Source organism: Streptomyces carminius (assembly GCF_002794255.1).
In the GTDB taxonomy this organism is placed as follows: Bacteria; Actinomycetota; Actinomycetes; order Streptomycetales; family Streptomycetaceae; genus Streptomyces; species Streptomyces carminius.
Map to the genome: position 1 here is coordinate 25,743 of NZ_PGGW01000067.1, position 26,269 is coordinate 52,011.

Below are 26,269 nucleotides of genomic sequence, written 5' to 3' on the forward strand. Positions count from 1 at the left end.
ATTGTGTTGCTGCGGACCACCGACACGCCATAGAGTCGCCAATCATCGGCATGGTGCCACGCTGACCTGTCTAGAAGTTTCCTGGTCACCAAGGAGGTAGGACGACTTGTGAATGAGTCGACATTTACTCCCGGGGGTGCTCAGCCAGGAACGCCCTCACGGGGCCAGGGCCCCGCGGGACTCGGCGCCGTCGGCTCCGTCGCTGTCCAGACTTTCGCAGCCCACCAGAACCAGGCGAGCATGACAGCCCACCAGAGCACGGACGGTCACCGCGCGAGCGCCATGGCCGCCGACCACTCGGGCGGCGAGTCCGCCGGCCGACTGCCCGACCAGCAGGGCCCCCACCACGGGGAGCTCCCCGAGGGGCACTTCTACGACCCCGACGCGGAGTACGAGCCCGATCCCGAGTACGCCGCCACTCTCGCGCCCGACGCCGCCCGGCAGCGCCGTGAGCGCATCGGTCCGACCGGCCGCCCGCTGCCGTACTTCCCGATTCCCGGCCCGGTCAGCGAACACGGCCCGGCGAAGATCATCGCGATGTGCAACCAGAAGGGCGGGGTCGGCAAGACCACCTCCACGATCAACCTGGGCGCCGCGCTCGCCGAGTACGGCCGCCGGGTGCTGCTCGTGGACTTCGACCCGCAGGGCGCGCTCTCGGTCGGCCTCGGCGTCAACCCGATGGAGCTGGACCTGACCGTCTACAACCTCCTCATGGAGCGCGGCATGTCGCCCGACGAGGTGCTGCTGAAGACGGCGGTGGCGGGCATGGACCTGCTGCCCAGCAACATCGACCTGTCCGCCGCCGAGGTGCAGCTCGTCAGCGAGGTCGCCCGGGAGTCGACACTGCAGCGGGCACTGACGCCGCTCCTGCCCGACTACGACTTCATCGTGATCGACTGCCAGCCGTCCCTCGGTCTGCTGACCGTCAACGCGCTGACCGCCGCGCACAAGGTGATCGTGCCGTTGGAGTGCGAGTTCTTCGCGCTGCGCGGTGTGGCGCTGCTGACCGAGACCATCGAGAAGGTCCAGGAGCGGCTCAACCCCGAGCTCCAGCTCGACGGCATCCTGGCGACGATGTACGACTCGCGCACCGTGCACAGCCGCGAGGTGCTCGCGCGTGTCGTCGAGGCGTTCGACGACAACGTGTACCACACCGTCATCGGGCGCACCGTGCGCTTCCCGGAGACCACGGTCGCCGGGGAGCCGATCACCACCTATGCCTCCAACTCCGTCGGTGCCGCCGCCTACCGCCAGCTCGCCAGGGAGGTGCTCGCCCGGTGCCACGCCGAGTGAGTCTCCCGGCAGCCGACGAACTGTTCCGTTCCACCGGGGGGTCCCCGGTCCAGCCGTCGACCCCCCAGCAGCACTCCGGCGGTGACGTTACCGCCGTCCGGCTCCCCGCTCCCTCGGGGGAGCCGGTCCCGGCCGACGGGCACGCCCCGGCCGCGGACGACGCTCCGGACCGCGGGGCGGAGGCGGCAGGCTCCCCGGGCTCCCCGGGGAACGATGCCGACGGCCACAGCGGCCGCGGCTCCCGGCAGAGTCCGCAGGGCCAGTTGCCCGGCCAGGCGGGTCAGGCGGCACCGGCCCGGAACGGCCAGGCCACCGCGGAGGGGCGCCGGGCGGCGTCCCAGCCGGTCGGCGGCACCCGGGGCCAGTCCAGAAGCCGGGCCGGCGCGGCGGCCCCGGCCCGGCGCGGCCGTGTCACCGCCCGGCGCCCCAGCGGGCGCGAGCGCCACGACGAGAAGATCACGGTCTATGTCTCCGCCGAGGAGCTGATGGACCTCGAGCACGCCCGGCTGGTGCTCCGCGGCGAGCACGGCCTGGCGGTGGACCGCGGCCGGATCGTCCGCGAGGCGGTCGCCGTGGTCCTGGCGGACCTGGAGTCGCGCGGCGACGCGAGCATCCTGGTGCGCCGCCTGCGCGGCAGCTGACCTGCGGGGCGGTAACCTGCCCCGCGATGCCGACCGCCGACGAACCCGCGCCGGACCCCCGGCCGTCCCGCCGCCCGCTGGGCCGGGGGCCGGGGGCGGCACCGGCCGTCCCCGCGACGCCGCCCGGACCGGTGCCGGCCGCGGAGCGGGGCCCGGACGGCGCCCCGGACGGCGCGGACGCGGAGCCCGCCGTCCGGACCGCTGCGGAGCCCGTACCGGAGGAGCAACCCGGGGCGGCCGGAGCCTCCGTGCCGCGACCGGAACCGGCCGCCCCCGACTCCCCGCCCGGACCTGCCGCCGTACCGGGGGACGACCCCGGCCCCGTGCCGCGCTCCGGGGCGGAGGGCGAGCCGGACGACGGCCGCTTCAAGGTCGTCCTGGACAACTTCGAAGGCCCCTTCGATCTTCTCCTCCAGCTGATCGCCAGGCACAAGCTGGACGTCACGGAGGTGGCGCTGTCCCGGGTCACCGACGAGTTCATGGCCCACATCCGCGCCATGGGGCCGGACTGGGACCTCGACCAGGCCACCGAGTTCCTGGTCGTCGCCGCCACCCTCCTCGACCTCAAGGCCGCCCGGCTGCTGCCCTCCGCCGAGGTGGAGGACGAGGCCGACCTCGCCCTGCTGGAGGCGCGCGACCTGCTCTTCGCCCGGCTGCTGCAGTACCGCGCCTACAAGCAGGTCGCCGAGATCCTCGGCGGACGACTGGCCGCGGAGGCCCGCCGCTACCCCCGTACGGTGGGCCTGGAGCCGCACCACGCCGAGCTGCTGCCCGAGGTCGTCATCCGGATCGGCCCCGAGGGCTTCGCCAGGCTGGCCGTCAAGGCGATGCAGCCCCGGCCGGAGCCGCAGGTGTACGTCGACCACATCCACGCCCCGCTGGTCAGCGTGCGCGAACAGGCCGGGATCATGGTGGCCCGGCTCCGGGAGAAGGGGGAGGCGAGCTTCGCGGAACTCGTCGAGGACGCGCCGGACACCCTCACCGTCGTCGCCCGCTTCCTGGCGCTGCTGGAGCTGTACCGTGAGCGCGCGGTCCTCCTCGACCAGCCCGAGGCACTGGGCGGCCTCACCGTGCGCTGGAGCGGCGGAGCGGGCGGGCCGGAGGCGCTGTCGCTGGTCACCGACGAGTTCGACGCCCAGGACGGCACCGGCGGCACCGGCGGCGGTACCGGTGGTGGAGACGGCAAGGGGAAGGACGCCCAGAGGTGAGCACACGACCGGACACGAACGCGGCCACCGGCCCGGGCCCGGAGCCGGGCCCCCGCCTGCCGGCCGGCGCCTCCGCCGTCGCCGAACTGGAGCTCAGACCCGCCCTGGAGGCGGTCCTGATGGTCGTCGACGAGCCCGCCACCGAGGAGCGGCTGGCGAAGATCCTCGGGCGTCCCCGCCGCGCGGTCGCCGTGGCGCTGCGCGAGCTGTCCGAGGAGTACACCCGGCAGGGCCGCGGCTTCGACCTGCGCCCGGTCGCGGGCGGCTGGCGGTTCTACACCCGTCCCGAGTACGCCGACGCGGTCGAGGGCTTCGTCCTGGACGGTCAGCAGGCCCGGCTCACCCAGGCCGCCCTGGAGACCCTGGCGGTGGTCGCGTACCGCCAGCCGGTCAGCCGCTCCCGGGTCTCGGCGGTGCGCGGCGTCAACTGCGACGGCGTCATGCGCACCCTCCTCCAGCGCGGACTGGTCGAGGAGGCGGGCACGGAACCCGAGACAGGTGCGATCCTGTACAGGACGACGAACTACTTCCTGGAGCGGATGGGCCTGCGGAGCCTGGCGGAGCTTCCGGAGCTCGCGCCCTTCCTCCCCGAGGCGGACGCGGTCGAGGCGGAGAGCCAGGAGGGGGTGCCGTCGTTCGACGTGGACGACAGCGGCGATTCCCACGCCGGGACCGGACCTAGAGACAGTTAGACGGAAACCTTGATGCGAAGCAGCGGCAGGAACAGCAACCGGAACTACCGGGGCGCGGGCAACAGCCGCGACGACAGGCAGAAGCGCACGGGGCGGCCCCGTCCCGAGGAGCGCCGTTACGACACGGGCAGCCCGGACCGGTCCGGTGGACCCGGTGGACCCGCCGGGTCCGGAAGCGCCAAGGGGGCGCCCAGGGGCAAGGGCGGCGGCACCGGGGCGGGCGGCGGCAGGACCGCCGGGCGGACGGGCGGCAGGACCGGCGGGCGGTCCGCCCCGGCCCGTCCCCGCGAGTACGAGGCCCAGCTGGAGGAGCGCAACCGTGCCCGGCACACCAAGCCGGCGCTGAAGCTCCCCAAGACCTTCGGCGAGCCGGAGGGCGAGCGGCTGCAGAAGGTCCTGGCCCGGGCCGGCATGGGCTCGCGCCGCGCCTGCGAGGAGCTGATCGACCAGCGCCGGGTGGAGGTCAACGGCAGGGTCGTCACCGAGCAGGGCCTGCGGGTGGACCCGGAGCAGGACGAGATCAAGGTCGACGGCCTGACGATCGCCACCCAGTCGTTCCTGTTCTTCGCGCTCAACAAGCCGGCCGGGGTGGTCTCCTCCATGGAGGACCCGGAGGGCCGCCAGTGCCTGGGCGACTACGTGACCAACCGCGAGACCAGGCTGTTCCACGTGGGCCGGCTGGACACCGAGACCGAGGGGCTGATCCTGCTCACCAACCACGGCGAGCTCGCCCACCGGCTCACCCACCCCCGCTACGGCGTCCGCAAGACCTACCTCGCCGCGATACAGGGTCCGATCCCGCGCGACCTGGGCAAGCGGCTCAAGGAGGGCGTGAAGCTGGAGGACGGCTACGCGCGCGCGGACCACTTCAAGGTGGTGGAGAACACCGGGAAGAACTACCTGGTCGAGGTCTCCCTCCACGAGGGCCGCAAGCACATCGTCCGCCGGATGCTCGCCGAGTCCGGCTTCCCGGTCGACAAGCTGGTCCGCACCCGGTTCGGCCCCATCGCGCTGGGTGACCAGAAGTCCGGCTGGCTGCGGCGGCTGACCAACACCGAGGTCGGCATGCTGATGAACGAGGTCGGCCTCTAGCACGGGGACGGCGGGGGCCGCGGCCGGTGCGCCGCGCCCCCGTCCGCCCGGCACACCGGGCCCCACCCGGGAAACCCCCTGGCCGCCGCTGCCGTCCGGCCGCCAGGATGGGCGGCATGACCGCTCCGAGCACCACCGGCCTGCCCGACCTGCGTCCTGTCCTGGCCGGACAGCGCCGTCCGCTGGTCTTCGCGACCGTCTCCGGCGCGCACCTGTACGGCTTCCCCTCCCGCGACTCGGACATCGACGTGCGCGGGGCCCATCTGCTGCCGGTGGAGGATCTGATCGGGCTGCGGGAGGGCGAGGAGACCTTCTCCCGCATGTGGGACCGCGGTGCTTTCGGGCTGGCCGCGGAAATGGACCTGGTCACCCACGACCTGCGCAAGTTCGCCCGGCTGATGCTCCGCCGCAACGGCTACGTCCTGGAGCAGCTGCTCTCCCCGCTGGTGGTGCACACCACCGCCGCGCACGCCGAGCTGACCGCCCTCGCGCCCCTGGTGCTCACTCGCCACCACGCCCACCACTACCGGGGCTTCGCCGCCACCCAGTGGCGGCTGTACGAACGGACGGGGGAGCTCAAGCCGCTGCTGTACACCTTCCGCGCGCTGCTCACCGGCATCCACCTGATGCGCACCGGTGAGATCTGCGCCCATCTGCCCACCCTGCTCGGCCGGGTGGCCGAGGCACCCGGCTACCTTGCCGAACTGATCGAGGCCAAGGCCGCGGCCGAGCACGCTCCGGTCCCCGCATCGGAGGCACCGGACGCCGACCGCCTGCGCGCCGACACCGAGGCCCTGCACACCGTCCTGGCCGGCGCCCGGGACGCCTCCGCCCTCCCGGACCGGCCGGGTGGCCACGACGCCCTGCACGACCTGGTCGTACGGGTGCGGAAGGCGGCCGGCCGGCCGACGGCTCAGACGTAGGCGCGGCGGACGCGGACCAGGAAGTCCTCCACCCGTGCCCGGTCCGGTTCGGCGGGCAGCGGGGTGCGGGCGGCGGCCGCCTCCGTCTCCTCGTGCAGCCGGGCGATCCAGCCGGTCACCTCGTCCCAGGGCACCTCGCCGCGCCGGACGGCCAGCAGCCGCTCCCGGTGGGCGCCGGCGTCGACGGACAACTCACCGGTGCGCAGCAGGCCGCGGCAGGACAGCAGCAGCCGCACCAGGTGCATCGCCTGCTTCCAGCGCACCTCGCCCCGCTCCCGCCGGTGCGCCTCCAGCCTGCGCCGCTGGTCCCCGGCGTACCCGGCGAAGGTGCGGTACGCGTGCCGGGACAGGAAGGCCCCGCGCAGTGCCAGCAGCTCCCGGCCGACCTCGTCGGCATGCTCGACGAGCGGGGAGTGCAGGCACTCCAGCACGGTGGGGTTGGCCCGCAGCGCCAGTTCGCACAGCCGCTCCAGCTCCCAGGAGAACTGCTCCGGTGCCGGGCCGTCCACCTGGGCCGGGGGCTTGTCGAGCCGCCAGAACAGCGGTGTCGGGGCCACGTACACACCGCGCCGGTCGGTGTCGCTGCCCGGGGTGGCCAGTCCGAAGGCCCGCGAGCCCATCACGCACGAGTAGACGGTGTGGTCGCGCACCAGGGCGCGCGGACCGGGCACGGCGGGGGCCGGGGGTATCGGCGCGGGTGAGGACACGGCCGTGATTGTGGCACGCGCCCCGGTCCGTACGTCTCGCGGGACGGGCGGCGCGCACGGACCGGCGGACGGGCGCCTACGCTGGTCCGGACACGAGGACGGCGGCAGCACGGCAGCGGCGGGCCGCGGAGGCAGGGGAGCGAACAGGTGAGGTCGGCACTCGTCATCGGAACCGGACTCATCGGCACCTCCGTCGCGCTGGCCCTGGCCGGCCGCGGCGTGCGGGTGCACCTGACGGACCGCGACACCGACCGGGTCCGCACCGCGGCTTCGCTGGGCGCCGGGACGGACCGCCCGCCCGAGGGGCCGGTGGACCTCGCCGTGGTGGCCGTGCCGCCCGCGCACATCCCCGCCGCCGTCGCCGAGGTGCAGCGGCGGGGCGCGGCCCGCGGCTGCATCGACGTCGGCAGCGTCAAGGGCGGCCCGCGCCGGGAGGCCGAGGCGCTGGGCTGCGACCTGACCACCTACCTGGGCACACACCCGATGGCCGGCAAGGAGACCACCGGCCCGCTGGCCGCCGGCGCAGACCTCTTCGAGGGACGGCCCTGGGTGCTCACCCCGACCGCCGGGACCGATACCGAGGTGCTCAACCTCGCCCTGGAACTGGTCGCGCTCTGCCGGGCCGTCCCCGTGGTGATGGACGCCGACGCCCACGACCGGGCCGTCGCCCTGGTCTCGCACACCCCGCAGCTGGTGTCCAGCCTGGTGGCGGCCCGGCTGGAGACCGCCGACGAGACGGCGGTGCGGCTGTGCGGACAGGGCATCCGCGACGTGACGCGGATCGCCGCCTCCGACCCGGCCATGTGGATCGACATCCTCTCCGCCAACCCCGGCCCGGTGGCCGACGTCCTCGCCGCCGTGGCCGACGACCTGGCGGAGACGGTACGGGCGCTGCGCGCGCTGCAGTCCGCCGACGACGTCAAGCGCACCGGAGGCGCGGCCGGCATCGAGGACGTGCTGCGCCGCGGCAACAGCGGTCGGGCCCGGGTGCCGGGCAAGCACGGCCAGGCCCCCGCCGCCTACGAGACCGTGGCCGTGCTCATCGGCGACCGCCCCGGCGAGCTGGCCCGGATCTTCGCCGACGCCGGGCGGGCCGGGGTCAACATCGAGGACGTGCGGATCGAGCACGCCACCGGCCAGCAGGCGGGCCATGTCCAGCTCATGGTCGAGCCGGACGCGGCTCCCGTCCTGGCCGCGGCGCTGCGCGAGCGGGGCTGGGCCATCCGGCAGCAGTAGGAGGACCGCGCCCCCGGTAGCCTGGTGCCGGGCGGAATGCCCGGCGGAAGGCCGTACCCGGCGGATCCGCCCGTCTCCCGCGCCCCGGCGGACCTGTGCTCCGCGCAGCCCGAGAAACCCGCGTAGTCCGAGAAATCCGAGAAAGGTGCCCGACACCGTGGCAGCAACATCCCGGCAGGCGGCCTCCGAGTCCCAGGACGCCCCGGTCCCCGTCATCGTCGCCGTCGACGGCCCCTCCGGCACGGGCAAGTCCAGCACCTCCAGGGCCGTCGCGGTGAAGCTCGGCCTGAGCTACCTGGACACCGGCGCCCAGTACCGTGCGATCACCTGGTGGATGCTGAAGCACGGTGTCGACGTCCGGGACGCCTCGGCAGTGGCGGCCGCCGCGGACCGGCCCGAGATCGTCTCCGGCACCGACCCGGTCGACCCGACCATCACCGTGGACGGCGCGGACGCCGCCGGGCCGATCCGTACGCAGGAGGTCACCGACGCGGTCAGCGCGGTCAGCGCGGTGCCCGGTGTCCGCGCCCGGATCACCGAGCTGCAGCGCGCCATCGCCGCCGGTGCCCCGACCGGCATCGTCGTCGAGGGCCGGGACATCGGCACCACCGTCCTGCCCGACGCCGATGTGAAGATCTTCCTCACCGCCTCGCCCGAGGCCCGCGCGGCCCGCCGGGGCGGTGAGCTGAAGGCGGCGGGCGGCGGGCAGGGCGTCGACCTGGACGCCACCCGGGAGGCGCTGCTGAAGCGGGACGCCGCCGACTCCGGCCGCAAGACCTCCCCGCTGCGCAAGGCGGACGACGCCGTCGAGGTGGACACCACCGAGCTGGCCCTGGACCAGGTCGTCGAGTGCGTCGTCACCCTGATCGAAGAGAAGCGGCAGGCCGGATGAGCGGCGCGCGGACCGTACCCGGCCCGGGGAGCGGCACCCGGGCCGGGTACGTGCCCAGCGCGCGCGGCGCCGCGGCGGGGCGGCGCATCGGCATCGCCCTGATACACGGCCTGTGGCGTCCCCGGGTGCTCGGTGCCTGGCGGGTCCCGGCCGCCGGGCCGGTCATCCTCGCCGGCAACCACAGGCACAACGTGGACGGGCCGGTGCTGATGGGCACCGCGCCGCGGCCGGTGCACTTCCTGGTCAAACAGGAGGCGTTCACCGGCCCGCTCGACCCCTTCCTGCGCGGCGTGGGCCAGATAGGGGTGGACCGGACGACGGCCGACCGCGGCGCGATCCTCCGGGGGCTGGGCGTGCTGGACAACGGCGGGGTGCTGGGAATCTTCCCGGAGGGCACCCGGAGCGAGGGCGACTTCGCCGAGCTGCGCTCGGGCCTCGCCTACTTCGCCGTGCGCTCCGGTGCCCCCGTGGTACCCGTGGCGGTGCTGGGCACCGCCGAGGCGCGGGGACGGGCGATACCCGCGCTGCCCCCGCTGCGCGGCCGTGTCGACGTCGTGTTCGGCGAACCCTTCCAGGCGGGCGACGGCAGCGGCAGGCGGACCAGGGCGGCGCTGGACGAGGCGACACTGCGCATCCGGGAGCGGCTGACCGCCCACCTGGCCGTGGCCCGGCGCGACACCGGGCGCGACTAGTGCCGCGTCGGCCGAGGTCTGCCCGGTGACGAGTCCCCGGGGCCGAGGAGCGGGGTCTCCCCGGGCCCCCCGGGGCGGAGGGGAAGCGATCGCAAGGCGGCAGGGAGCCGCATGCGGTCGGCCCTGCCCGGCCAACGCGGTGTGGGGGCACCTTCCGGCGGTAGCCGGGGAGGCGGTGAGCGGGGCGGATCCCGGCCGGCGCGGCACTGGGCGACACTGGACCTTCCGCACCGGTCCCGTCCGGCCCCGGGGACGCCGCGGCCGGGGCGGGCGGCCGCACATCACGACAGCACACGGACACGAGGACAGGACTTCATGAACGAGCAGGACCACATCGGCGACGAGCACGGGCACGGTGAGCTCGGCGCCGCCGAGTACGCGGAGTTCATGGAGCTCGCCGCGCAGGAGGGATTCGAGGCCGAGGAGGTCGAGGGAGTGCTCGGCGCGGCCGGGCACGGTCCGCTGCCCGTGCTGGCCGTCGTCGGCCGTCCGAACGTCGGCAAGTCGACTCTGGTCAACCGCATCATCGGCCGCCGCGAGGCTGTCGTGGAGGACCGCCCGGGCGTCACCCGGGACCGGGTCACCTACGAGGCGGAGTGGGCCGGGCGCCGCTTCAAGGTGGTGGACACCGGCGGCTGGGAGCAGGACGTCCTCGGCATCGACGCCTCCGTGGCGGCCCAGGCCGAGTTCGCGATCGAGGCCGCCGACGCGGTGGTCCTCGTCGTGGACGCCACGGTCGGTGCGACCGACACCGACGAGGCCGTGGTCAAACTGCTGCGCAGGACGGGCAAGCCCGTGGTGCTGTGTGCCAACAAGGTGGACGGCCCCTCCGGGGAGGCCGACTCCGCGATGCTGTGGTCACTCGGCCTCGGCGAGCCCCACCCGGTCTCCGCACTGCACGGCCGGGGCACCGGCGACCTGCTGGACGAGGTGCTGAAGGCGCTGCCCGAGGCCCCGCCGCAGACCTTCGGCGGCACGGTCGGCGGCCCCCGCCGGGTGGCGCTCATCGGCCGGCCCAACGTCGGCAAGTCGTCCCTGCTGAACAAGATCGCGGGAGAGGAGCGGGTGGTCGTCGACGCACTGGCGGGCACCACCCGCGACCCGGTGGACGAGCTGGTCGAACTCGGCGGGAAGACGTGGAAATTCGTCGACACCGCCGGTATCCGGCGCCGGGTCCACCTGGCGGAGGGCGCCGACTACTACGCCTCGCTGCGCACCGCCGCCGCCCTGGAGAAGGCCGAGGTCGCGGTCGTCCTCATCGACGTCAGTGAGCCGATCAGCGTGCAGGACACCCGCATCATCACGATGGCGGTCGACGCCGGGCGCGCGCTGGTCATCGCCTACAACAAGTGGGACACCATGGACGAGGAGCGCCGCTACTACCTGGAGCGCGAGATCGAGACGGACCTGGTCCAGGTGCAGTGGGCGCCGCGGGTCAACGTCTCGGCGCGCACCGGGCGCCACATGGAGAAGCTGGTGCCGGCGATCGAGACCGCCCTGGCCGGCTGGGAGACCCGGGTGCCCACCGGCCGGCTGAACGCCTTCCTCGGCGAACTGGTGGCCGCCCACCCCCACCCCATCCGGGGCGGCAAGCAGCCGAGGATCCTCTTCGGCACCCAGGCGGGCACCCGCCCGCCGCGCTTCGTGCTGTTCGCCTCCGGCTTCCTGGAGGCGGGCTACCGCCGCTTCATCGAGCGGCGGCTGCGCGAGGAGTTCGGTTTCGAGGGCACACCGATCCACCTCTCGGTGCGGGTGCGCGAGAAGCGCGGCCGGAAGAAGAAGTAGCCGGGGAGCGGGCCGGCCCGGCCCGGCGGCGGACGACCGGCCCGGCCCGGCCTGCCCGCGGGAGGCGGGTCACCGGCCGGGTCACCGCTCGTAGCGGCGGCCGTCCCGCGGTGCGGGCGGCAGGGCGGGGAGGCGGCCACCGCCGTGCCGCCCGCCGTCCCAGCGGGCCGTACCGGTGCCGAAACCCGTGAACCGCAGCTCCTCCTCGCCGGTCCGGTCCCCGGGCAGGGCCCGGAACAGCCGCCGGTACTCGGCGCACAGCGAGTCGTAGATCGGGGTGGCCGACCAGTGGCCCGACATGGGCTCGTGCGGGGGGCGCATCCCCGGAATCCGCCCGCGGTCGAGATGCGGGCGGTGGGCGCGGGAGGGTTCGTAAGGCTGCACACCACTGCCAACGACCGCGCGGCCCGGCGGATGCGGGGCCGCGCGGGGGAAACAGCCGGCGGTCAGGAGCCCGTCACCGGCATGGCGGCGGCCACCAGCACGCCCTGTGCCGCCGCCTTCTCCAGCGCCTCGCGCAGCAGGTCCTCGCGCGGCTGCTGGCCGATGGCGCCCACCGGGGCGGCGTAGACGAGGACGGTACGGGTCCGGTGGGCCGCCGTCCGCCACTCGTCGGTGACCGGCAGCGGCTGGTGCGCCTGCCACCAGGAGGTGGGCCGCCCGCCCGCGACACCGGGCTGGAGGATGGCGTGCAGCCGTCCCATGGCGAGCAGGACGGACCAGCCGGTGACCGGGAGCGGCGCCCGGGCGACGTCCTCGACGGGCAGGAAGCCCTGTTCGGCCAGCAGCGGCAGGAAATCGTCCCCGGAACCCCCGGAACCGGGCCGGGCGATCGGCGCGGTGGGCTCGATGACGAGCGCCGGGTGGAGCTGGTCGTCGATGAGCACCTGACCGCAGGTGACACCCAGGACGGCCGGCCGGGGCGCGGACTCGCCGCGGCCCGCCGCGGGGTCGGCCGTCCGGCCGGACGCGGAGTCGGGAGCGGCGGCCTGGGAGGGGATGCCCGGAGCGTCCGGGACACCGGCCTTCCGCCGTCCCCCGGCGAAGGTGCGTACCGCGTCCTGGAGTTGTTCCTCGGAGACGGCGATGACCTGGGAAGGGACGCAGCTCGCGTGGGCGAAGGCGAGTACGGCCGTCTCCTCGCCCACGAAGAGCACGGTGCTGGTGCGTTCCTGCTCGATGTCGCCCGGGGCGCGGCAGGAGGTGCAGTCGTAGGTGTCGGGGGCGCTGTCACCGGCGAGCAGCCGGGCGGCCTCCTCGTCGCCGATCTCGGCGCGGACGTCGTCGCTGACATCGAGCATGGGGGACACGGGCGGACTCCTGGCGGTCGGTTCTGGTTCCCGTGAACAACGGTTGACCGGGGGCGGTGGTCACGTACCGGGGGGAGCGGGAGCGGCCCGGTGGATGCGCGCGGCGAGATGTGCGCCGGTCCGTATGACGCCCCGCCAGGGCCCGGGCGGGGGAGGGGAGTCGGCGGGGTGCACGGTCGCGGCGAGGGAGACCGGCCGGGCACCGGGGGCGATTTCCGGACAAGAGCCGCTCCCCGGTGGCGGCCGGCGGACTCCGGGCCGTTCCGCCGCCCGCGCCGGTCGCCGCGCGACCGGTTCCCGCTGCCGCCGCCCGCCGGGGCCCGGGCGGCGGCAGCGGCCCGGGGCGGTACGCGTCCCGGTGCGGAAAGTCGGGGGACACGCCCGGGCCATCGGCTGCGGAACCGGGTGTTCCGGGGCATTCTGGGGTGGCCGGATCGGCCGCCGAGTTCCCTGGCTCTGCCCACAATGGCCGGGGGACCCGGGGACGGAGCGACCGCTGAGTCAACCTTCGGCGAACACCAGGTGTCTTTCCGGGAGGGACACGACCACCATCAGCAGGGGCGGCCTGCTGCCGCGACTTCCGTGGGACACGGAGACGAATGCATATCTCTTTTCTACTGCACCACGGGTACGGCATCGGCGGAACGATCCGTACCACGTTCAATCTCGCGAGTGCGCTCGCCGAGCAACACGACGTGGAGATCGTCTCGGTGTTCCGGCACCGGGACCGGCCCGTCTTCGACCTCGGGCCCGGGGTGCGTCTGCGACATCTGGTCGACATGCGCAGACACAGCCCCGACTACGTCGGTGCCGACCCCGAGCACGCCCGGCCGAGCCGGCTGTTCCCGGACACCGACGGCAACCACCGCAAGTACAGCGCGCTCACCGACCGCCGGATCACCCGGCATCTGGCCACCACCGGCGCGGACGTGGTCGTCGGCACCCGGCCGGGCCTCAACACGATGATCGCGCTGCGCACCCCCCGGGGTCCGGTGCGGGTCGGCCAGGAGCACCTGACGCTGGCCACCCACTCGCGCGGTCTGCGGGCCACCCTGCGCGGTGCCTATCCGCGGCTGGACGCCCTCACCACCGTCACCGAGGCCGACGCCCGCGACTACCGGCGCATGATGCGACTGCCCGGCGTACGGGTGCAGTCGGTGCCGAACGGGGTGCCGGCTCCGCACGTGAAGCCCGCCGACGGTGTCGGCAAGTGGGTGATCGCCGCCGGGCGGCTGGCCCCGGCCAAGCGTTACGACGTGCTGCTGAGGGCCTTCGCCAAGGTCGTCGCCCAGCGGCCCGACTGGCGGCTGCGGCTCTACGGCGGCGGCCGCGAGGAGGCGAAGCTGCGCGCCCTGGTGGAGAAGCTGGGCCTGTACAACCACGTGTTCCTGATGGGACCGGTCCACCCGATCGAATCCGAGTGGATCAAGGGCTCGGTCGCCGCCGTCACCTCCAGCCTGGAGTCCTTCGGCATGACGATCGTCGAGGCCATGGGCTGCGGGCTGCCGGTCGTGGCCACGGCCTGCCCGCACGGGCCGGGCGAGATCATCACCGACGGGGTGGACGGCCGCCTGGTGCCCACCGGGGACGTGACCGCCATCGCCGGAGCACTGCTGGAACTGATCGGCGACGAGGAACTGCGGCGGCGGATGGCGGGCGCCGCGATCGAGTCCTCCGCACGCTACGACCCGGCGCGGATCGGCGAGATCTACTCCTCGCTCTTCGCCGACCTGGTCGCGCGCGGCGGACGGAGCCGCCGGGGCAGGCTGCGCGTCTCCCTGCACCGCACCCGGGGAGCCCTGCTCGGCGGGGCGTACGCCACCACGTACACCGCCGCCCGTACCTGCCAGGCCGCCCTGAGGAGAGGAGGGACCGCATGACCGCGACCACCCGCAGCCCCGCCGGCACGCCCGGCGCCCCCGGCAGCCCCGGAGTGACGGCGCCGCGAGCCGACTGCACGGCGGACGGCGAGGGCCGCATCGGCTTCGACGTCACCCTGCCCGGTACCGCGGAGGGCTGGGACGCAGCCCTGCTGCTGCGGCTGCGCGAGTCCGACCCGGAGGAGACGGTACGGCTGCCGCTCGTACCGCTTCCCGGCGGCTCCGACGGCTCCGGTGACCCGGCCGGTTCCGCGTGTTCCGGCGCCCCCGGCGCCACGGTGCTGCGTGCCACCCTGTCCGGCACGACGCGGCTGGCCGAGGGGCGCTGGGACGTCTTCCTGGTGCTCGACGGGGGCACGCCGCAGCGGCTGCCGGCCGGCTGCTACGACCTGCGCGCGCTGGTCGACCAGGTCCCGCCCGCCGACCGGACCCGGCTGGAGGTGCGCGTCCCGTACACCACCAAGTACGGCAACATCTCGGTCCGTACCTGGCTGCGCGGACCGCACGCCGAGGTGGGCGAAGTCTGGCCCGCGGACGGCGGCATGACCCTGCACGGACGGCTGTACGGTGCCGAACTCACCTCCGGAGCACGGCTGGAGGCCCGTCCCCGGGGTGCCGTCGGACGGCTCGTCACCGCACCGGTGGACCGGCAGGGCACGGCGGACTTCACGGCGCGGCTGGCCTACGGCGAGCTGCTCCGGGAGCCCGGCGCGGGGGACGAGTGGGAGCTGTGGCTGCGGCCCGGCGCGGACGCCGGGCCGGTGCGCGTCGCCCGGATCCTCGACGACATCATCGACAAGCACGAGGTCATCCGCTATCCGGCCCGGCCCGTACCCGTCCCGGAGTCCGGCGAGGGCGGGGAGACCGCCGGCGGCGGGACGGTACGGGCCCGCCCGTACTACACCGGCACCAACGACCTGTCGGTGCGGCTGGAGCGGACGGCCCCGAAAGCTCCCTGACGGGGCCTCGGGTCCCGGGCGGGAAGACGCCCGTGTGGGGCCGCCGTTCCCGGGCACCAGTACGGACGGAGGTGTGAGGCATGGCTCCTTGGCTGCTCGTACTGCTGCTGGTCCTGCTGCTCTTCGGTGCGGGGTTCGCACTCGACGTGCTGTGGTGGATCGCCGTCGTGGTGCTCGTGGTGTGGCTGCTCGGATTCCTGTTCCGCTCCACGGGAACAGGCGGGGCGAGGTCCCGCTGGTACCGCTGGTAGGGGAGAAACCGCCGGAGACGTCCGCGGGGCGCCCTCCGGGGCGCCTCGCGGACCACTGCTGTCCGCAAGCGGTGGCAGACTCACCGCCATGATGGAGACCTCGGCGCGTCTGCTGCGTCTGCTGTCCCTGCTCCAGGCCCACCGCGAGTGGTCCGGCACCGAGCTGGCCGACCGGCTCGCGGTGACCCCGCGGACCGTGCGCCGCGACATCGGCCGGCTGCGGGAGCTGGGCTACCCCGTGCACTCCACCACCGGCACGGCCGGCGGTTACCGGCTCGGGGCCGGCGCCCAGCTGCCGCCCCTGCTGCTGGACGACGACGAGGCCGTGGCCGTCGCCGTCGGTCTGCGCACGGCCGCGGGCAACGCGGTGGAGGGCATCGAGGAGTCCTCGGTGCGCGCGCTGGCCAAACTGGAGCAGGTGCTCCCGCACCGGCTGCGCCGCCGGGTGGCCGCGCTCACCGCCTTCACCGACCCGCTCGGCGGCCGCCGGGGGCCGACCGTCGACGTGGACACCATCACCGAGCTGGCGCACGCCTGCCGCGACCACCAGGAGGTGCGTTTCGCCTACCGGGGGCACGACGGCGCGGAGTCCCGGCGCGGCGTCGAGCCGTACCGCCTGGTGTGCAGCAGCCACCGCTGGTACCTGGTGGCCTGGGACACCGGCCGTGCCGACTGGCGTACCTTCCGCGCCGACCGCATCACCCTGACGCCTCCGCACGGCCCGCGCTTCACCCCGCGCGAGCCGCCCGCCGAGGACTGGGCGGCGTATGTCTCCCGGGGCATCTCCACCGGGGCGTACGCACACCGGGCCACCGTGCTGCTGTACGCCCCGGCCGACCGGGTGGCCGAGCGGATCCCGCCCACGGTGGGAGTGCTGGAGCCGGCCGGCGCGGACCGTTGTCTGCTGCGCACCGGCGCGCACGGCCTGGAGGAACTGGCCTTCCACATCGTGACGCTGGGCTTCGACTTCGAGGTGCGTGCCCCCGCCGAACTGAACGACCACATCAGCTCGCTCGGGAACCGCCTCGTCCGGGCCGCGGCGGCGGCCCGGGAGGGCGGGGGAACGGGCTGAGGGACGGGTGGGGGACCCGGGGGTACCGGAAGGCACGAGGAGGCGCCGGCCACCCTCCACCGCTTCCTTGCTGTCGTTGCCACTCTTCTCCGCCATGGGCTCCGCCCGGACCCGGACACCCGTGGGACCGGGGCCGGACATGCGGCTGCCGGAGGAGAACTGAGACGTTGTGGAGAATCTCGTGGCCACGGCCGACGTACGGGGACCGACTGGTTTCCCGGTTCTCCCCCCGGGAGAAACGAGAAGCATTTTCCGTTGATTTACCTGTGCCCCAAAGGGCGTTCCCGGGGAGCCGCCGGCAACGGCGGCAGGACTCCGGAGCGTTGTGACACGAGTGTGACGGCGCCACGACCCGGCCGGAACTTCCGGCTGCCGGGGCTTCACCGTACGGTGGCTGCCATGGCACCGGTACCCACACCTCCGCGCACCCCGGACGACGACCCCGAGACCTATGTCGGACTCGACGTCCGGGCCGCCGAACAGCAGGCCCACGACCGCGGCTGGACCACCGTGCGGACTCTTCCGCCGGACGCGGTCATCACCATGGAGTACGTGGCCGGACGGCTGAACTTCACCGTCCGGGACGGCAGCGTCGTCCGCAGCTGGAAGGGCTGAGGCCGGCCGGCACCGGCTCGTCCGGGGGCGAAGGGGACCGCCGCGGCCGGTCCGTCCACCTCCCGTGCCCGGGAGGTGGCCTGAGCCGGTGTCAGTTGCGCGGCCCCGTCGGTGCCGGGTGGGGCACCTGCCGCTCGCCGTGCGGCCGCCGGCCGGCACCCGGCCCGGACGGAGCGCCCGACGGCCGGGCCGGGTGCCGGCCCGGATGGGCGGGGTGGTGCGCACACGATTCCGCGGCATGGCCCGGCCGGCCCGCGGCGAGGGACGAGGAGAGGGCCGGCTCCGGACCGTGCGGCGCGACCGGCCGGTGCCCCGGCGCGCCGGCCGGGGAGCCGGGAGCGCGGTGTCCCGCGGGCCGCAGCCGCCCGGGCAGCGGCACGGAGGTGTCCCGCAGCCGGTACCAGTGGCTCAGCAGATAGGCCTCGACGCGTACGACGAGCGGCTCGAACCAGGGCAGCGCCAGCAGGATGAGCAGCCCCGCGGCCCAGCCGAGGAGTACGTCGCTGACCCAGTGCGTGCCGATGTAGACGGTGGTGGCGCCGACCCCGAGCGCGAAGACGGCGGCGACGACGGACAGCCGGCGCCGCGCCCGCGGCGTGGTGGCCAGGTAGGCCAGGATCCCCCAGGTGACCACGGCGTTCGCGGTGTGGCCGGAGGGAAATATGTCGCCGTTCAGGAACATCTCGTTGGCGCCGACCTGGTTGGCGTAGTGCGGGCCCTCCCGCGCCATGCCGAGCTTCGCCGCGCCCACGGTCACGTTCAGCAGCAGCAGGGAGGTGCCCAGGGCCAGCAGCGGGCGCAGGGTCCGCTGCCGCCAGGAGCGCCAGCCGAGCCAGGCAGCGACCAGCACCGCGGTGGGACCGCGCTGGCCGAGCACCACGAAGTAGTCGAGGAAGGCGTGCAGCTCCGGCCACTGCTTGTAGGGGCGGAAGAGCATGACCTGCCAGTCCAGCCGGACGAGCCGGGAGGTGGTCAGCACCGCCACCACGATGACCGCGTAGAAGCCCAGCGTGACGAGGAAGAGCACCCTGCGGGTGCCGCTCATCTCCGGTGGGGGAGCGGACGGCCGCGCTGGCTCCTGTTCCAGGCGGGCGAAGATCCGGTCGGTACGCACTCCAACAAGATTACAGGCAGTGACGGGTGCCGCAGGGCCGGCCACCTGCTTCGTGATGCCTATGTGATGTGAAGGACCGCTCCCCGGAGATTTCCGTGAGCCGGTATTGCCTGGTCGGAGGCGTCGGACGCACTTTGTCCGCGATGGTTTCGGACTGGTGGCCGGAAAGGGGCCGGGAGGGTGCCGCGTGTCCTTTCCGTGTTCGTTTCCCGGTGGACATGTGGGAGCCACCGGAATTCAACCGGACGCCGCCCGGAAAACCGCCGGGGTGGTCAGGGCGGCCCGGAACCGTGCAGCCAGAAGGCGCCGTAGACCGCCGAGCCGAGGGCCGTCACGGCCAGGGCCGAGGCCGCGACGGCGGGCCGGGACCGCGCCAGGGCGGCCGCGAGCGGCAGGAGCAAGGGGAAGGCGGGGAGCAGCAGTCGCGGTTTCGAGCCGAAGTAGCCCCGGGCGCACAGCGCGAGCACCACCACGGTCCCGGCGTACGCCAGCAGGGGCGGCGGCTGGCGCTGCCGTACGCACTCCACGCCCAGCCGGACCACCAGGCCCAGCCCGGCGAGCAGTGCCATCCCGACGGCCGGCGCGCCGGTGAGCCGGTCCCACACGAACGCGGCGAAGGCCGCACCGCCGTCGAAGCCGTTGCCCCACTGGGCCTGTACGTCCAGATAGCCGGCCGGGCTGCCGGTGCGCGCCCCCACCCAGCCGACGTAGCCCAGCCAGCCGAGCGGGGCGAGGAGCACCCCGGCCGCCGCGGGGGCGGGCAGCCGCCGCTCGCGCCGCAGCAGGTCCGCCGCGGCGATCCACACCGCCGCCACCACCGCCGCGCCCACCGGCCGGGTCAGCCCGGCGAGCGCGGCCAGCGTCCCCGCCCACATCCACCGGCCGGTGAGCAGCGCGTACAGGGCCCAGGCGGCCAGTGCCGTGAACAGCGACTCGCTGTAGGCCATCGACTGGACGATCCCCACCGGCACCGCGGCCCACAGCGCGGCCAGGGTGATGCCCGCGCCCCTGCCGTACAACCGGTCGCCGATCGCGAACAGCGCCGCGGCGGCACACAGCGAGGCCAGGGCGCTGACGGCCACCCCGGCGCCGGCCGCGTCCAGCGGGGTGACGGCCGACAGTCCCCGCTCCAGGGCGGGCAGCAGGGGGAAGAAGGCGAGGTCGGGGTGGAGGTCGCCGTTGGCCGCCCGGGCGGTGTGGCCGTAGCCGTCCTCCGCGATGCGGGCGTACCACAGGGAGTCCCAGCGGGCGGACAGCAGCCGGTACGCGTCACGGTCCGCCGCGGCCGCCCAGCCGGCCAGCACCAGCAGGCCCAGTGCCCGCACCCCGGAGTAGGCCAGCAGCGCGGGTGCCGCGTGCCGCAGCACGGCGCGGACGGACCGCCGGCCGGCCTCCCCGGGACCCGGGGAGGCGGACGGTCCGACGGCGGCGCGGGAGGTGGTCTCCCGGACCGGCGGCGGGGGAGGACGGAGTTCACTGGCGGGCATGGCCCGGGAGCGTACGTGCCCGGCGGAAGCGGCGCGAAGCGCCTCAGGGTGATGTCGAGGTGAGGTGGGCCACGTGATCGCGCGGCGGACTCGCGTACGCTGGCGCATCGACTCGTCCCTCCGCACCGGGCCGGACGCCGCCCGAGCGTCCCGGTGTTCCCCACGGCGCCGGCCGGGTGCGAGCGCGACAGGAGGTGTGTACATGTCCGGGACGACCACGGCCGGAGCCACCGGGGCGGCGGACGTCCCCCGGCAGGGACCCCGGCGGCCGGTCCGGGCGGGCGGCCCGCGGGGCGCGGCCGGCGGCGCGAACCGCTGGACCGTGCTCGTGGTCCTGTGCGCCAGCCTGCTGCTCGTGGCGGTCGACGCCACCGTGCTGCACGTCGCCGTTCCCGCCGTCTCCGGGGCGCTGCGGCCCGGCGCCGTCGAGCTGCTGTGGATCGTCGACGCCTATCCGCTGGTCTGCGCCTCCCTGCTGATCCTCTTCGGCTCCCTCGGGGACCGGGTGGGACGGCGCCGGGTGCTGCTGGCGGGGTACGCCGTCTTCGGCGCCGCCTCGGGACTGGCCGCGTACGCGGACAGTCCCGGGGTGCTGATCGCGGCCCGGGCACTGCTCGGGGTCGGCGGCGCGATGATCATGCCCGCCACCCTGTCGATACTGCGGCAGGTCTTTCCCGACCGCCGTGAGCGGGCGCTGGCCATCGGGGTGTGGAGCGCGGTCGCCGCGGTCGGCGCCGCCGTCGGGCCGCTGATCGGCGGCCTGCTGCTGGAGCACTTCTGGTGGGGCTCGGTCTTCCTGGTCAACATCCCGCTGATGCTGGTGTCCATTCCGGTGGGCCGGTGGCTGCTGCCGGAGTCCACCGGAGACCGCGACGGCCCCTGGGACGTGGTGGGCGCCCTGGTCGCGGCGGCCGGGCTGGGCGCGCTGATCCTCGGCGTCAAGCAGTCCGGCGGCGGAGTGCTCGGCCCGGGGACGGTGGGCCCGGTCCTGCTGGGTGTGGCTCTGCTGGCGCTGTTCGTGCGCCGTCAGCGCCGCCGCCGGCACCCCCTGGTGGACTGCGCCACCCTGGCCCGGCCCGCTTTCGGCATGGCCGTGGCGTGCATCGTGCTGACCGTGCTGGCACTCGTCGGGCTGGCGCTGATCGCCGCCCAGTACCTGCAACTGGTCCTCGGCCTCACTCCCCTGGAGACCGGGCTGCGGCTGCTGCCGCTCAGCCTCGCCGCGATCGCCGCCGGACTGGCCGGCTCCCGGCTGCTGCGCCGGCTGGGACCGCGCACCATGGTCACCTCTGGTTTCCTGGTGACCGCGGCGGCCGTGCTGCTGCTGACCGGGGCCGGCGGCCAGGACCGGCCCGTCCTGCTGCTCGGCGGGTTCGTCCTGCTCGGCCTCGGTCTGGAGACCACGCTGTTCGGCTCCTACGAGTCGATGCTCAGTGAGGCCCCGGCCCGGCACGCGGGCGGTGCCGCGGCGATCGGCGAGACCGCCTATCAGCTCGGCGCCGGCCTGGGCATCGCGGTTCTCGGCACCGTGATGAACGCCGTCTACGCCCCCGGCGTGCGGGGCGCGGCGGGTGTTCCGCAGGAGGCCGCCGCCGGTGCCGCGGGGTCGTTGGGGGAGGCGTACCGGATCGCCGGGCAGCTCGGTGGACCGGCCGGGGAGGCACTGCGGACGGCGGCCCGGGAGTCGTTCGTCCACGGCCTGCACGTCTCGCTGCTGGTCAGTGCCGGACTGCTGGTGCTCGGTGCGCTGGCGGCCCTGCGGCTGCCCCGTACGGCGGAGTCCCCGGTAACCGGTGGGGAACAGGAGCACGGTGGTGAGCGCGCGGCCGGGCGGGGCGAACGGGCACCGGCCGGGAACGCCGGGACTGCCGGAAGCGTCCGGCACGGCGGGGCGCCCGCCGGAGGCCCGCGTGTCCGGCCGGCCGGGACGGCGCGGGCCGGCCGGGCGGACGGCTCCGTACTGGCCGGTGGTGCCCGCCACCGGTGACGCCGTCGGCACGGCCCGTCCGGGACCGGGCCGTGCCCGTCAGCTCTGGTTGAAGAAACCGCCCTCGGTGGTGCGGCGGTGCTCGCCGCTGATCACCTTGTAGTCGGCGGGGGTCAGCAGGAACACGCGGTTGGCCACCCGCTCGATCGAGCCGCGCAGCCCGAACGTCAGGCCCGCGGCGAAGTCGACCACCCGCTTGGCGTCGGCGGACTCCATGCCGGTGAGGTTCACGATGACCGGGACACCTTCCCGGAAGAGCTCGCCGATGCCCCGGGCGTCCCGGAAGCCGTCCGGGGTGATCGTGGCGATCCGGGTGCCCTGGTCCTGGGCGGTCTCCGCGGTCACCCGCACCCGCGGGTCGGTGACCCAGGCCTCACGGACGTCCTCGGAATCGGGTCCCTCGGCGTACTCGTCGTCGTAGTAGCGCATCTCGCTGTCGTCGACGAGGCCCAGCCAGGCACTCGCCCTGCGCACCGATCCCATGGACGCCTCCTCTCACATGCACGGTCCACCGTGTCTGGCAGTGCCTCCGCCGCGGGGTCCGCACCCCTATGGTCGTCCATGATGCTGACAACGCGCCAAGTGGTTACCGGTTCCGCGCGGTTTTCGTGACGGTTCTGGTGCACAAGGGGCGCGAAGCGGACCGCCGGAGTGAAGTTCCGGGCCGCGCAAGGCTGGTGATGCGGCGTGAGACCGGGCGGTCCCGCCGGGCGGGTGGTCACCGAGGGCATACGGGTGAAGTGCCCGGTATCGTGACCGCCACTCATCGGTTCGGGGTAGCGGGGGAAATTTTGTTCGGCATCATCAGGCCCTGCCGGCACGGGCTGGACGAGGGGCAGCAGGCGGCCTGGCTGGCCCATCTGTGCGGGCTCTGCCTGGCGCTGCGCGGCGACCACGGCCAGTTCGCGAGGGCCGCCACCAACTACGACGGGATCGTCGTCTCGGTGCTGACCGAGGCGCAGTCCCCGCGCCGGGACGGGCTGCGGCGCACCGCCGGGCCGTGTCCGCTGCGCGGCATGCGCACCGCGAGGGTGGCCCGGGGCGAGGGAGCCCGGCTGGCGGCGGCGGTGTCCCTGGTGCTGGCCTCGGCCAAGGTGCGCGACCATGTCGCCGACGGGGACGGGGTGCTGGCGCGCCGCCCGGTGGCGGCCGCGGCGCGCAGGGTGGCGGCGGGCTGGGACCGGGCGGGTACGCGCACCGGTGCCGAGCTGGGCTTCGACGCCGGGGCGCTGACCGCGGCCGTGGACCGGCAGCCGCTGGTGGAGGCCGCCACGGGGCCGGGCGGTTCGCTGCTCGCGGTCACCGAGCCCACCGAGACCGCCACCGCCGCGGCCCTCGCCCACACCGCCGTACTGGCCGGGCGGCCCGGCAACGCCGGACCGCTCGCCGAGGCGGGCCGGCTCTTCGGCCGACTGGCGCATCTGCTGGACGCGGTCGAGGACCTGGCCGCCGACCGGAGGACGGGCGCCTGGAACCCGGTCGCCGTCACCGGTACCCCCCTGCCGGAGGTGCGACGGCTGTGCGACGACGCGGTGCACGGCGTACGGCTGGCGCTGCGGGAGGTGGAGTTCGCGGACGCCGAGGGCGCCGCGCTGGTGCACCGGCTGCTCGTCCACGAGCTGCGGCACGCGGTGGACCGGGCCTTCGCCGCCGGGGCCGCCGGCCAGTTCGGTCCGCCCTCGTATCCGCCGTCCGGTTCGGATCGGCGGCGGGGGACGGTGGCGGGCTGCGCGGTGTGGACGGGGCTGTTCTGCACCGGGCAGGTCTGCTGCCGGGAGAACTACCGGGATCCCTGGCGGGGCCGGCGGCGCAAGGGCTGGTGCCGGGGCAGGAGCGACAACTGCGGCGATTGCTGTGACTGCTGTGAGTGCTGTGAGTGCTGCAGTTGCTGCGACTGATGGCGGCTGCGACCGGTTGGCGCGGTTGTTGACCGACGGGTGGTCATGTCCGTTATGTGGGGCGGCTGTTGCGCTCAGCGAGACATTTTGGGGGACGCCCTCTTGCGTGCGCCGAACCGGCGCGTGAATACTCCAGACCAACGCTTGTCAGGGACGCGTCGAACAGCGGGTCCCCGGCCGCGTTGCGCGTGCCCGCCCCCCGGCGGGTTCCCCCCATTTCCTTCACAGGAGGAACAACCAGTGAGGACGAAGCGCACCTCCCCCCACGGTGGTTCGGCCAGACGGGGCCGTACCCGCCTCGTGGCCGCGGCCACCGGTGTCCTGGCCGTCGCCGCCCTGACCGTGCCGGCCTCGGCGAGTGCCGAGCCCGCGCCCTCCCCCGCCACCCAGGTGGCCATGGCGGGCAAGGCGATGAAGACCGCGGACGTCGCGGGAACCGCCTGGTACACCGACAAGGCGACCAACACCCTGGTCGTCACGGTGGACAGCACCGTCAGCCAGGCCGAGATAGCCAAGATCAAGAAGACCGCCGGAGCCGGTGCGGACGCCATCCGGATCGAGCGCACCTCCGGCAAGTTCACCAAGATGATCACGGGTGGCGACGCCATCTACGCCGGCGGCGGACGCTGCTCGCTGGGCTTCAACGTCCGCAGCAGCAGCGGCACGGAGTACTTCCTGACCGCCGGCCACTGCACCGCCTCCGGCGCGAGCTGGAGCAACGGCTCCACCACCCTCGGTACGCGGGCCGGGTCCAGCTTCCCCAACAACGACTACGGCATCGTCCGCTACACCAGTTCGGTCAGCCGCCCCGGCCAGGTCGGCAGCCAGGACATCACCCGTGCCGCCAACCCGTCCGTGGGGCAGACCGTCACCCGCCGCGGCAGCACCACCGGCACCCACAGCGGCCGGGTCACCGGTCTGAACGCCACTGTCAACTACGGCAGCGGTGACATCGTCTACGGCATGATCCAGACCAACGTCTGCGCCGAGCCCGGCGACAGCGGCGGCCCGCTCTACTACGGGACCACCGCCTACGGTCTGACCTCGGGCGGCAGCGGCAACTGCCGCACCGGCGGGACGACCTTCTTCCAGCCGGTCGTCGAGGCGCTGAACGCCTACGGCGTGAGCGTCTACTGATCCTCACCGTTCCTCCGCGCGGGCCCGTCCGGCCCGCGGCAGACGAGCCCCCGCCCGGCGCAGACCGGGCGGGGGCTCCGCCGTGTCCGGAGGTGTCAGGCCTCGCTCATCACACAATGCACCCATACAGGTGCATATTGTGTGCCCTCCCGTCGGACGAGGAAGCATCACTCAACCGGGCATTCCTCCGGGGTCGCACCGGTCCGGGCGATCCCGTCTCCATGGGAGGCACAAGAGTTGAAACCAAGACGGACACTCACACGGCGCATGGCCGTCGCGGGCGCGTGCGCGGCGGCGCTCCTCTGCGGCCCCTCCGTTCCGGTGAGCGCGGACACCGCGGCTGGGACCGCGCACCTCACGCCCGCCGACGCCACCGACCTGGCCGCCGACCTCGCCGGCGCGCTGAAGGACGACATGGCGGGCGCCTACTACGACGCCGGGGAACGGAAACTGGTGGTCAACGTCCTCACCCCGCAGGCCGCGGAGAGGGCCCGGCAGGCCGGGGCCGAACCCCGGACGGTCCGGTACTCCAGCGCCCGGCTCGACGCCGTGCGGGACGGCCTCACGGCCGGGGCCGTGCCCGGTACCGCACGTGCCGTCGACCCCCGGCTCAACCGGGTCGTCGTCACCGCGGACGACACGGTCCGCGGCGACGACCTGAGGACGCTGCGGGAGCGGGTCGGGGCGCAGGGCGGCGCGGCCGTCCTGCGGCAGGTCCCGGACAGGTTCAGCCCCTACCTCATGGGCGGCGACGAGATCCGGCGGGGCGACGGCGTGGGCTGCTCGCTGGGCTACAACGTCACCCGGAACGGTCTGCCGTACTTCCTGACCGCCGGCCACTGCGCCCGGGTCATGGACCGCTGGTACCCGGCCCGGAGCGGCCGGATGGCGGGCATCACGGTGGCGAGCACCTTCCCGGGCGACGACCACGCCCTGGTGCGCTACGTCGCCCGGGTGGACCGCCCGAGCCGGGTCAACCTCTACAACGGCTCCAGCCAGGCCATCAACCGGGCGGCCGACCCCATCGTCGGCCAGCCGGTACGGCGCAGCGGCTTCGCCACCGGGGTCCGGGAGGGCCGGGTCACGGCGCTGGATGTCTCGGTGACCTATCGGCAGGGCACGGTCCACGGCCTGATCCAGACCACCGCCTGCGCGGAGCCCGGCGACAGCGGCGGACCGCTGTTCTGGGGCGACACCGGCCATGGAATGACCTCCGGCGGGCGCGGTGACTGCACCCGGGGCGGTGAGACCTTCCACCAGCCGCTGACCGAGGCGCTGCGGGACAACGGCGCCCGGCTCGGCTGAGGCACGGAGGGGGAGGGACCGGGGGAGAACACGACGCGCGACCGGCCCGGCACCGCCGACGGCGGTGCCGGGCCGGTCGTACGGCCGTTGCGG

At 74.4% G+C, this 26,269-nt stretch carries 25 protein-coding genes; 19 read left to right on the plus strand and 6 right to left on the minus strand.

The genetic code is table 11. From position 1 onward, the window contains the following. The first annotated feature begins 240 nt into the window (after positions 1–240). The 6 genes from CUT44_RS24435 to CUT44_RS24460 all read left to right on the plus strand — a co-directional run bounded on the left by CUT44_RS24435 (position 241) and on the right by CUT44_RS24460 (position 5,849). On the plus strand, positions 241–1,293 hold the full coding sequence (locus CUT44_RS24435) for a ParA family protein (protein WP_233221630.1): 1,053 nt from the start codon (positions 241–243) through the stop codon (positions 1,291–1,293). Beyond that, entirely contained in the window at positions 1,290–1,934 is a 645-nt protein-coding gene (locus CUT44_RS24440; protein WP_100204109.1) for a hypothetical protein, read from the plus strand. Before CUT44_RS24435 ends, CUT44_RS24440 begins: the two co-directional genes overlap by 4 nt. Before the next feature lie 26 nt (positions 1,935–1,960). Continuing rightward, positions 1,961–3,142, plus strand: a complete 1,182-nt coding sequence (locus CUT44_RS24445; RefSeq protein ID WP_100204110.1) for a segregation and condensation protein A — start codon at positions 1,961–1,963, stop codon at positions 3,140–3,142. 56 nt (positions 3,143–3,198) lie between these two features. Then, complete coding sequence (gene scpB / locus CUT44_RS24450) at positions 3,199–3,834, plus strand: SMC-Scp complex subunit ScpB (RefSeq protein ID WP_100204427.1); 636 nt, start codon at positions 3,199–3,201, stop codon at positions 3,832–3,834. 12 nt (positions 3,835–3,846) lie between these two features. Further along, a complete protein-coding gene (locus CUT44_RS24455; RefSeq protein ID WP_100204111.1) occupies positions 3,847–4,926 on the plus strand; it encodes a pseudouridine synthase in 1,080 nt (359 codons plus the stop codon). Positions 4,927–5,042: 116 nt separating this feature from the next. Continuing rightward, positions 5,043–5,849 (plus strand): nucleotidyltransferase domain-containing protein, encoded by an 807-nt coding sequence (locus tag CUT44_RS24460; RefSeq protein WP_199185827.1) that lies wholly within the window; start codon positions 5,043–5,045, stop codon positions 5,847–5,849. On the opposite strand, the gene CUT44_RS24465 is transcribed toward CUT44_RS24460, so the two are convergent. Then, the gene (locus CUT44_RS24465) at positions 5,840–6,556 is read right to left on the minus strand and encodes a nucleotidyltransferase domain-containing protein (protein ID WP_332888287.1); all 717 of its coding nucleotides are present in this window, start codon (positions 6,554–6,556) and stop codon (positions 5,840–5,842) included. The genes CUT44_RS24460 and CUT44_RS24465 overlap by 10 nt on opposite strands. Before the next feature lie 147 nt (positions 6,557–6,703). Here CUT44_RS24465 and CUT44_RS24470 point away from each other — a divergent pair, with 147 nt between their 5' ends. The 4 genes from CUT44_RS24470 (at position 6,704) to der (ending at position 11,161) form a co-directional block, all read left to right on the plus strand. Beyond that, positions 6,704–7,792 (plus strand): prephenate dehydrogenase, encoded by a 1,089-nt coding sequence (locus CUT44_RS24470; RefSeq protein WP_100204113.1) that lies wholly within the window; start codon positions 6,704–6,706, stop codon positions 7,790–7,792. A gap of 157 nt (positions 7,793–7,949) precedes the next feature. Continuing rightward, complete coding sequence (cmk, locus tag CUT44_RS24475; RefSeq protein WP_100204429.1) at positions 7,950–8,684, plus strand: (d)CMP kinase; 735 nt, start codon at positions 7,950–7,952, stop codon at positions 8,682–8,684. Next, positions 8,681–9,376, plus strand: coding sequence for a lysophospholipid acyltransferase family protein (locus CUT44_RS24480; RefSeq protein WP_100204114.1), 696 nt, complete (start codon positions 8,681–8,683; stop codon positions 9,374–9,376). Before cmk ends, CUT44_RS24480 begins: the two co-directional genes overlap by 4 nt. A 315-nt stretch (positions 9,377–9,691) precedes the next feature. Continuing rightward, complete coding sequence (gene der, locus CUT44_RS24485; protein WP_100204115.1) at positions 9,692–11,161, plus strand: ribosome biogenesis GTPase Der; 1,470 nt, start codon at positions 9,692–9,694, stop codon at positions 11,159–11,161. 81 nt (positions 11,162–11,242) lie between these two features. On the opposite strand, the gene CUT44_RS24490 is transcribed toward der, so the two are convergent. Both CUT44_RS24490 and CUT44_RS24495 read right to left on the minus strand, forming a co-directional pair. After that, the gene (locus tag CUT44_RS24490) at positions 11,243–11,482 is read right to left on the minus strand and encodes a hypothetical protein (protein ID WP_199185828.1); all 240 of its coding nucleotides are present in this window, start codon (positions 11,480–11,482) and stop codon (positions 11,243–11,245) included. 125 nt (positions 11,483–11,607) lie between these two features. Then, the gene (locus CUT44_RS24495) at positions 11,608–12,471 is read right to left on the minus strand and encodes a hypothetical protein (RefSeq protein WP_100204116.1); all 864 of its coding nucleotides are present in this window, start codon (positions 12,469–12,471) and stop codon (positions 11,608–11,610) included. 599 nt (positions 12,472–13,070) lie between these two features. Here CUT44_RS24495 and CUT44_RS24500 point away from each other — a divergent pair. The 5 genes from CUT44_RS24500 (at position 13,071) to CUT44_RS24520 (ending at position 17,248) form a co-directional block, all read left to right on the plus strand. After that, positions 13,071–14,351, plus strand: coding sequence for a glycosyltransferase family 4 protein (locus tag CUT44_RS24500; RefSeq protein ID WP_100204117.1), 1,281 nt, complete (start codon positions 13,071–13,073; stop codon positions 14,349–14,351). Then, entirely contained in the window at positions 14,348–15,310 is a 963-nt protein-coding gene (locus CUT44_RS24505) for a hypothetical protein (protein ID WP_233221631.1), read from the plus strand. Before CUT44_RS24500 ends, CUT44_RS24505 begins: the two co-directional genes overlap by 4 nt. A gap of 80 nt (positions 15,311–15,390) precedes the next feature. Next, a complete protein-coding gene (locus CUT44_RS24510; RefSeq protein WP_100204118.1) occupies positions 15,391–15,561 on the plus strand; it encodes a hydrophobic protein in 171 nt (56 codons plus the stop codon). 88 nt (positions 15,562–15,649) lie between these two features. Continuing rightward, a complete protein-coding gene (locus CUT44_RS24515) occupies positions 15,650–16,633 on the plus strand; it encodes a helix-turn-helix transcriptional regulator (protein WP_100204119.1) in 984 nt (327 codons plus the stop codon). Between the two features lie 399 nt (positions 16,634–17,032). Further along, the gene (locus CUT44_RS24520) at positions 17,033–17,248 is read left to right on the plus strand and encodes a proteinase inhibitor I78 (RefSeq protein WP_100204120.1); all 216 of its coding nucleotides are present in this window, start codon (positions 17,033–17,035) and stop codon (positions 17,246–17,248) included. A gap of 91 nt (positions 17,249–17,339) precedes the next feature. Here CUT44_RS24520 and CUT44_RS24525 read toward each other — a convergent pair whose 3' ends face one another. Together CUT44_RS24525 and CUT44_RS24530 are read right to left on the minus strand one after the other, a co-directional pair. Next, positions 17,340–18,362 carry a phosphatase PAP2 family protein gene (locus CUT44_RS24525; protein WP_233221632.1) on the minus strand — a complete coding sequence of 341 codons (1,023 nt, stop codon included), beginning with the start codon at positions 18,360–18,362 and terminating at the stop codon, positions 17,340–17,342. 272 nt (positions 18,363–18,634) lie between these two features. Then, positions 18,635–19,849 (minus strand): mannosyltransferase family protein, encoded by a 1,215-nt coding sequence (locus CUT44_RS24530; RefSeq protein WP_107488066.1) that lies wholly within the window; start codon positions 19,847–19,849, stop codon positions 18,635–18,637. A 202-nt stretch (positions 19,850–20,051) separates the two neighbouring features. On the opposite strand from CUT44_RS24530, the gene CUT44_RS24535 reads away from it, so the two are divergent. After that, positions 20,052–21,836 (plus strand): MFS transporter, encoded by a 1,785-nt coding sequence (locus CUT44_RS24535; RefSeq protein ID WP_100204122.1) that lies wholly within the window; start codon positions 20,052–20,054, stop codon positions 21,834–21,836. Positions 21,837–21,875: 39 nt separating this feature from the next. On the opposite strand, the gene CUT44_RS24540 is transcribed toward CUT44_RS24535, so the two are convergent. Beyond that, positions 21,876–22,319, minus strand: a complete 444-nt coding sequence (locus tag CUT44_RS24540; protein WP_100204123.1) for a cell division protein SepF — start codon at positions 22,317–22,319, stop codon at positions 21,876–21,878. A gap of 308 nt (positions 22,320–22,627) precedes the next feature. Here CUT44_RS24540 and CUT44_RS24545 point away from each other — a divergent pair, with 308 nt between their 5' ends. The 3 genes from CUT44_RS24545 (at position 22,628) to CUT44_RS24555 (ending at position 26,176) form a co-directional block, all read left to right on the plus strand. Next, on the plus strand, positions 22,628–23,734 hold the full coding sequence (locus CUT44_RS24545; protein ID WP_100204124.1) for a DUF5685 family protein: 1,107 nt from the start codon (positions 22,628–22,630) through the stop codon (positions 23,732–23,734). Positions 23,735–23,974: 240 nt separating this feature from the next. After that, positions 23,975–24,871, plus strand: coding sequence for a S1 family peptidase (locus CUT44_RS24550; protein WP_100204125.1), 897 nt, complete (start codon positions 23,975–23,977; stop codon positions 24,869–24,871). Between the two features lie 267 nt (positions 24,872–25,138). Then, positions 25,139–26,176: a S1 family peptidase gene (locus CUT44_RS24555; RefSeq protein ID WP_100204126.1), complete on the plus strand. Its 1,038-nt coding sequence runs from the start codon at positions 25,139–25,141 to the stop codon at positions 26,174–26,176. Positions 26,177–26,269 lie beyond the last annotated feature (93 nt).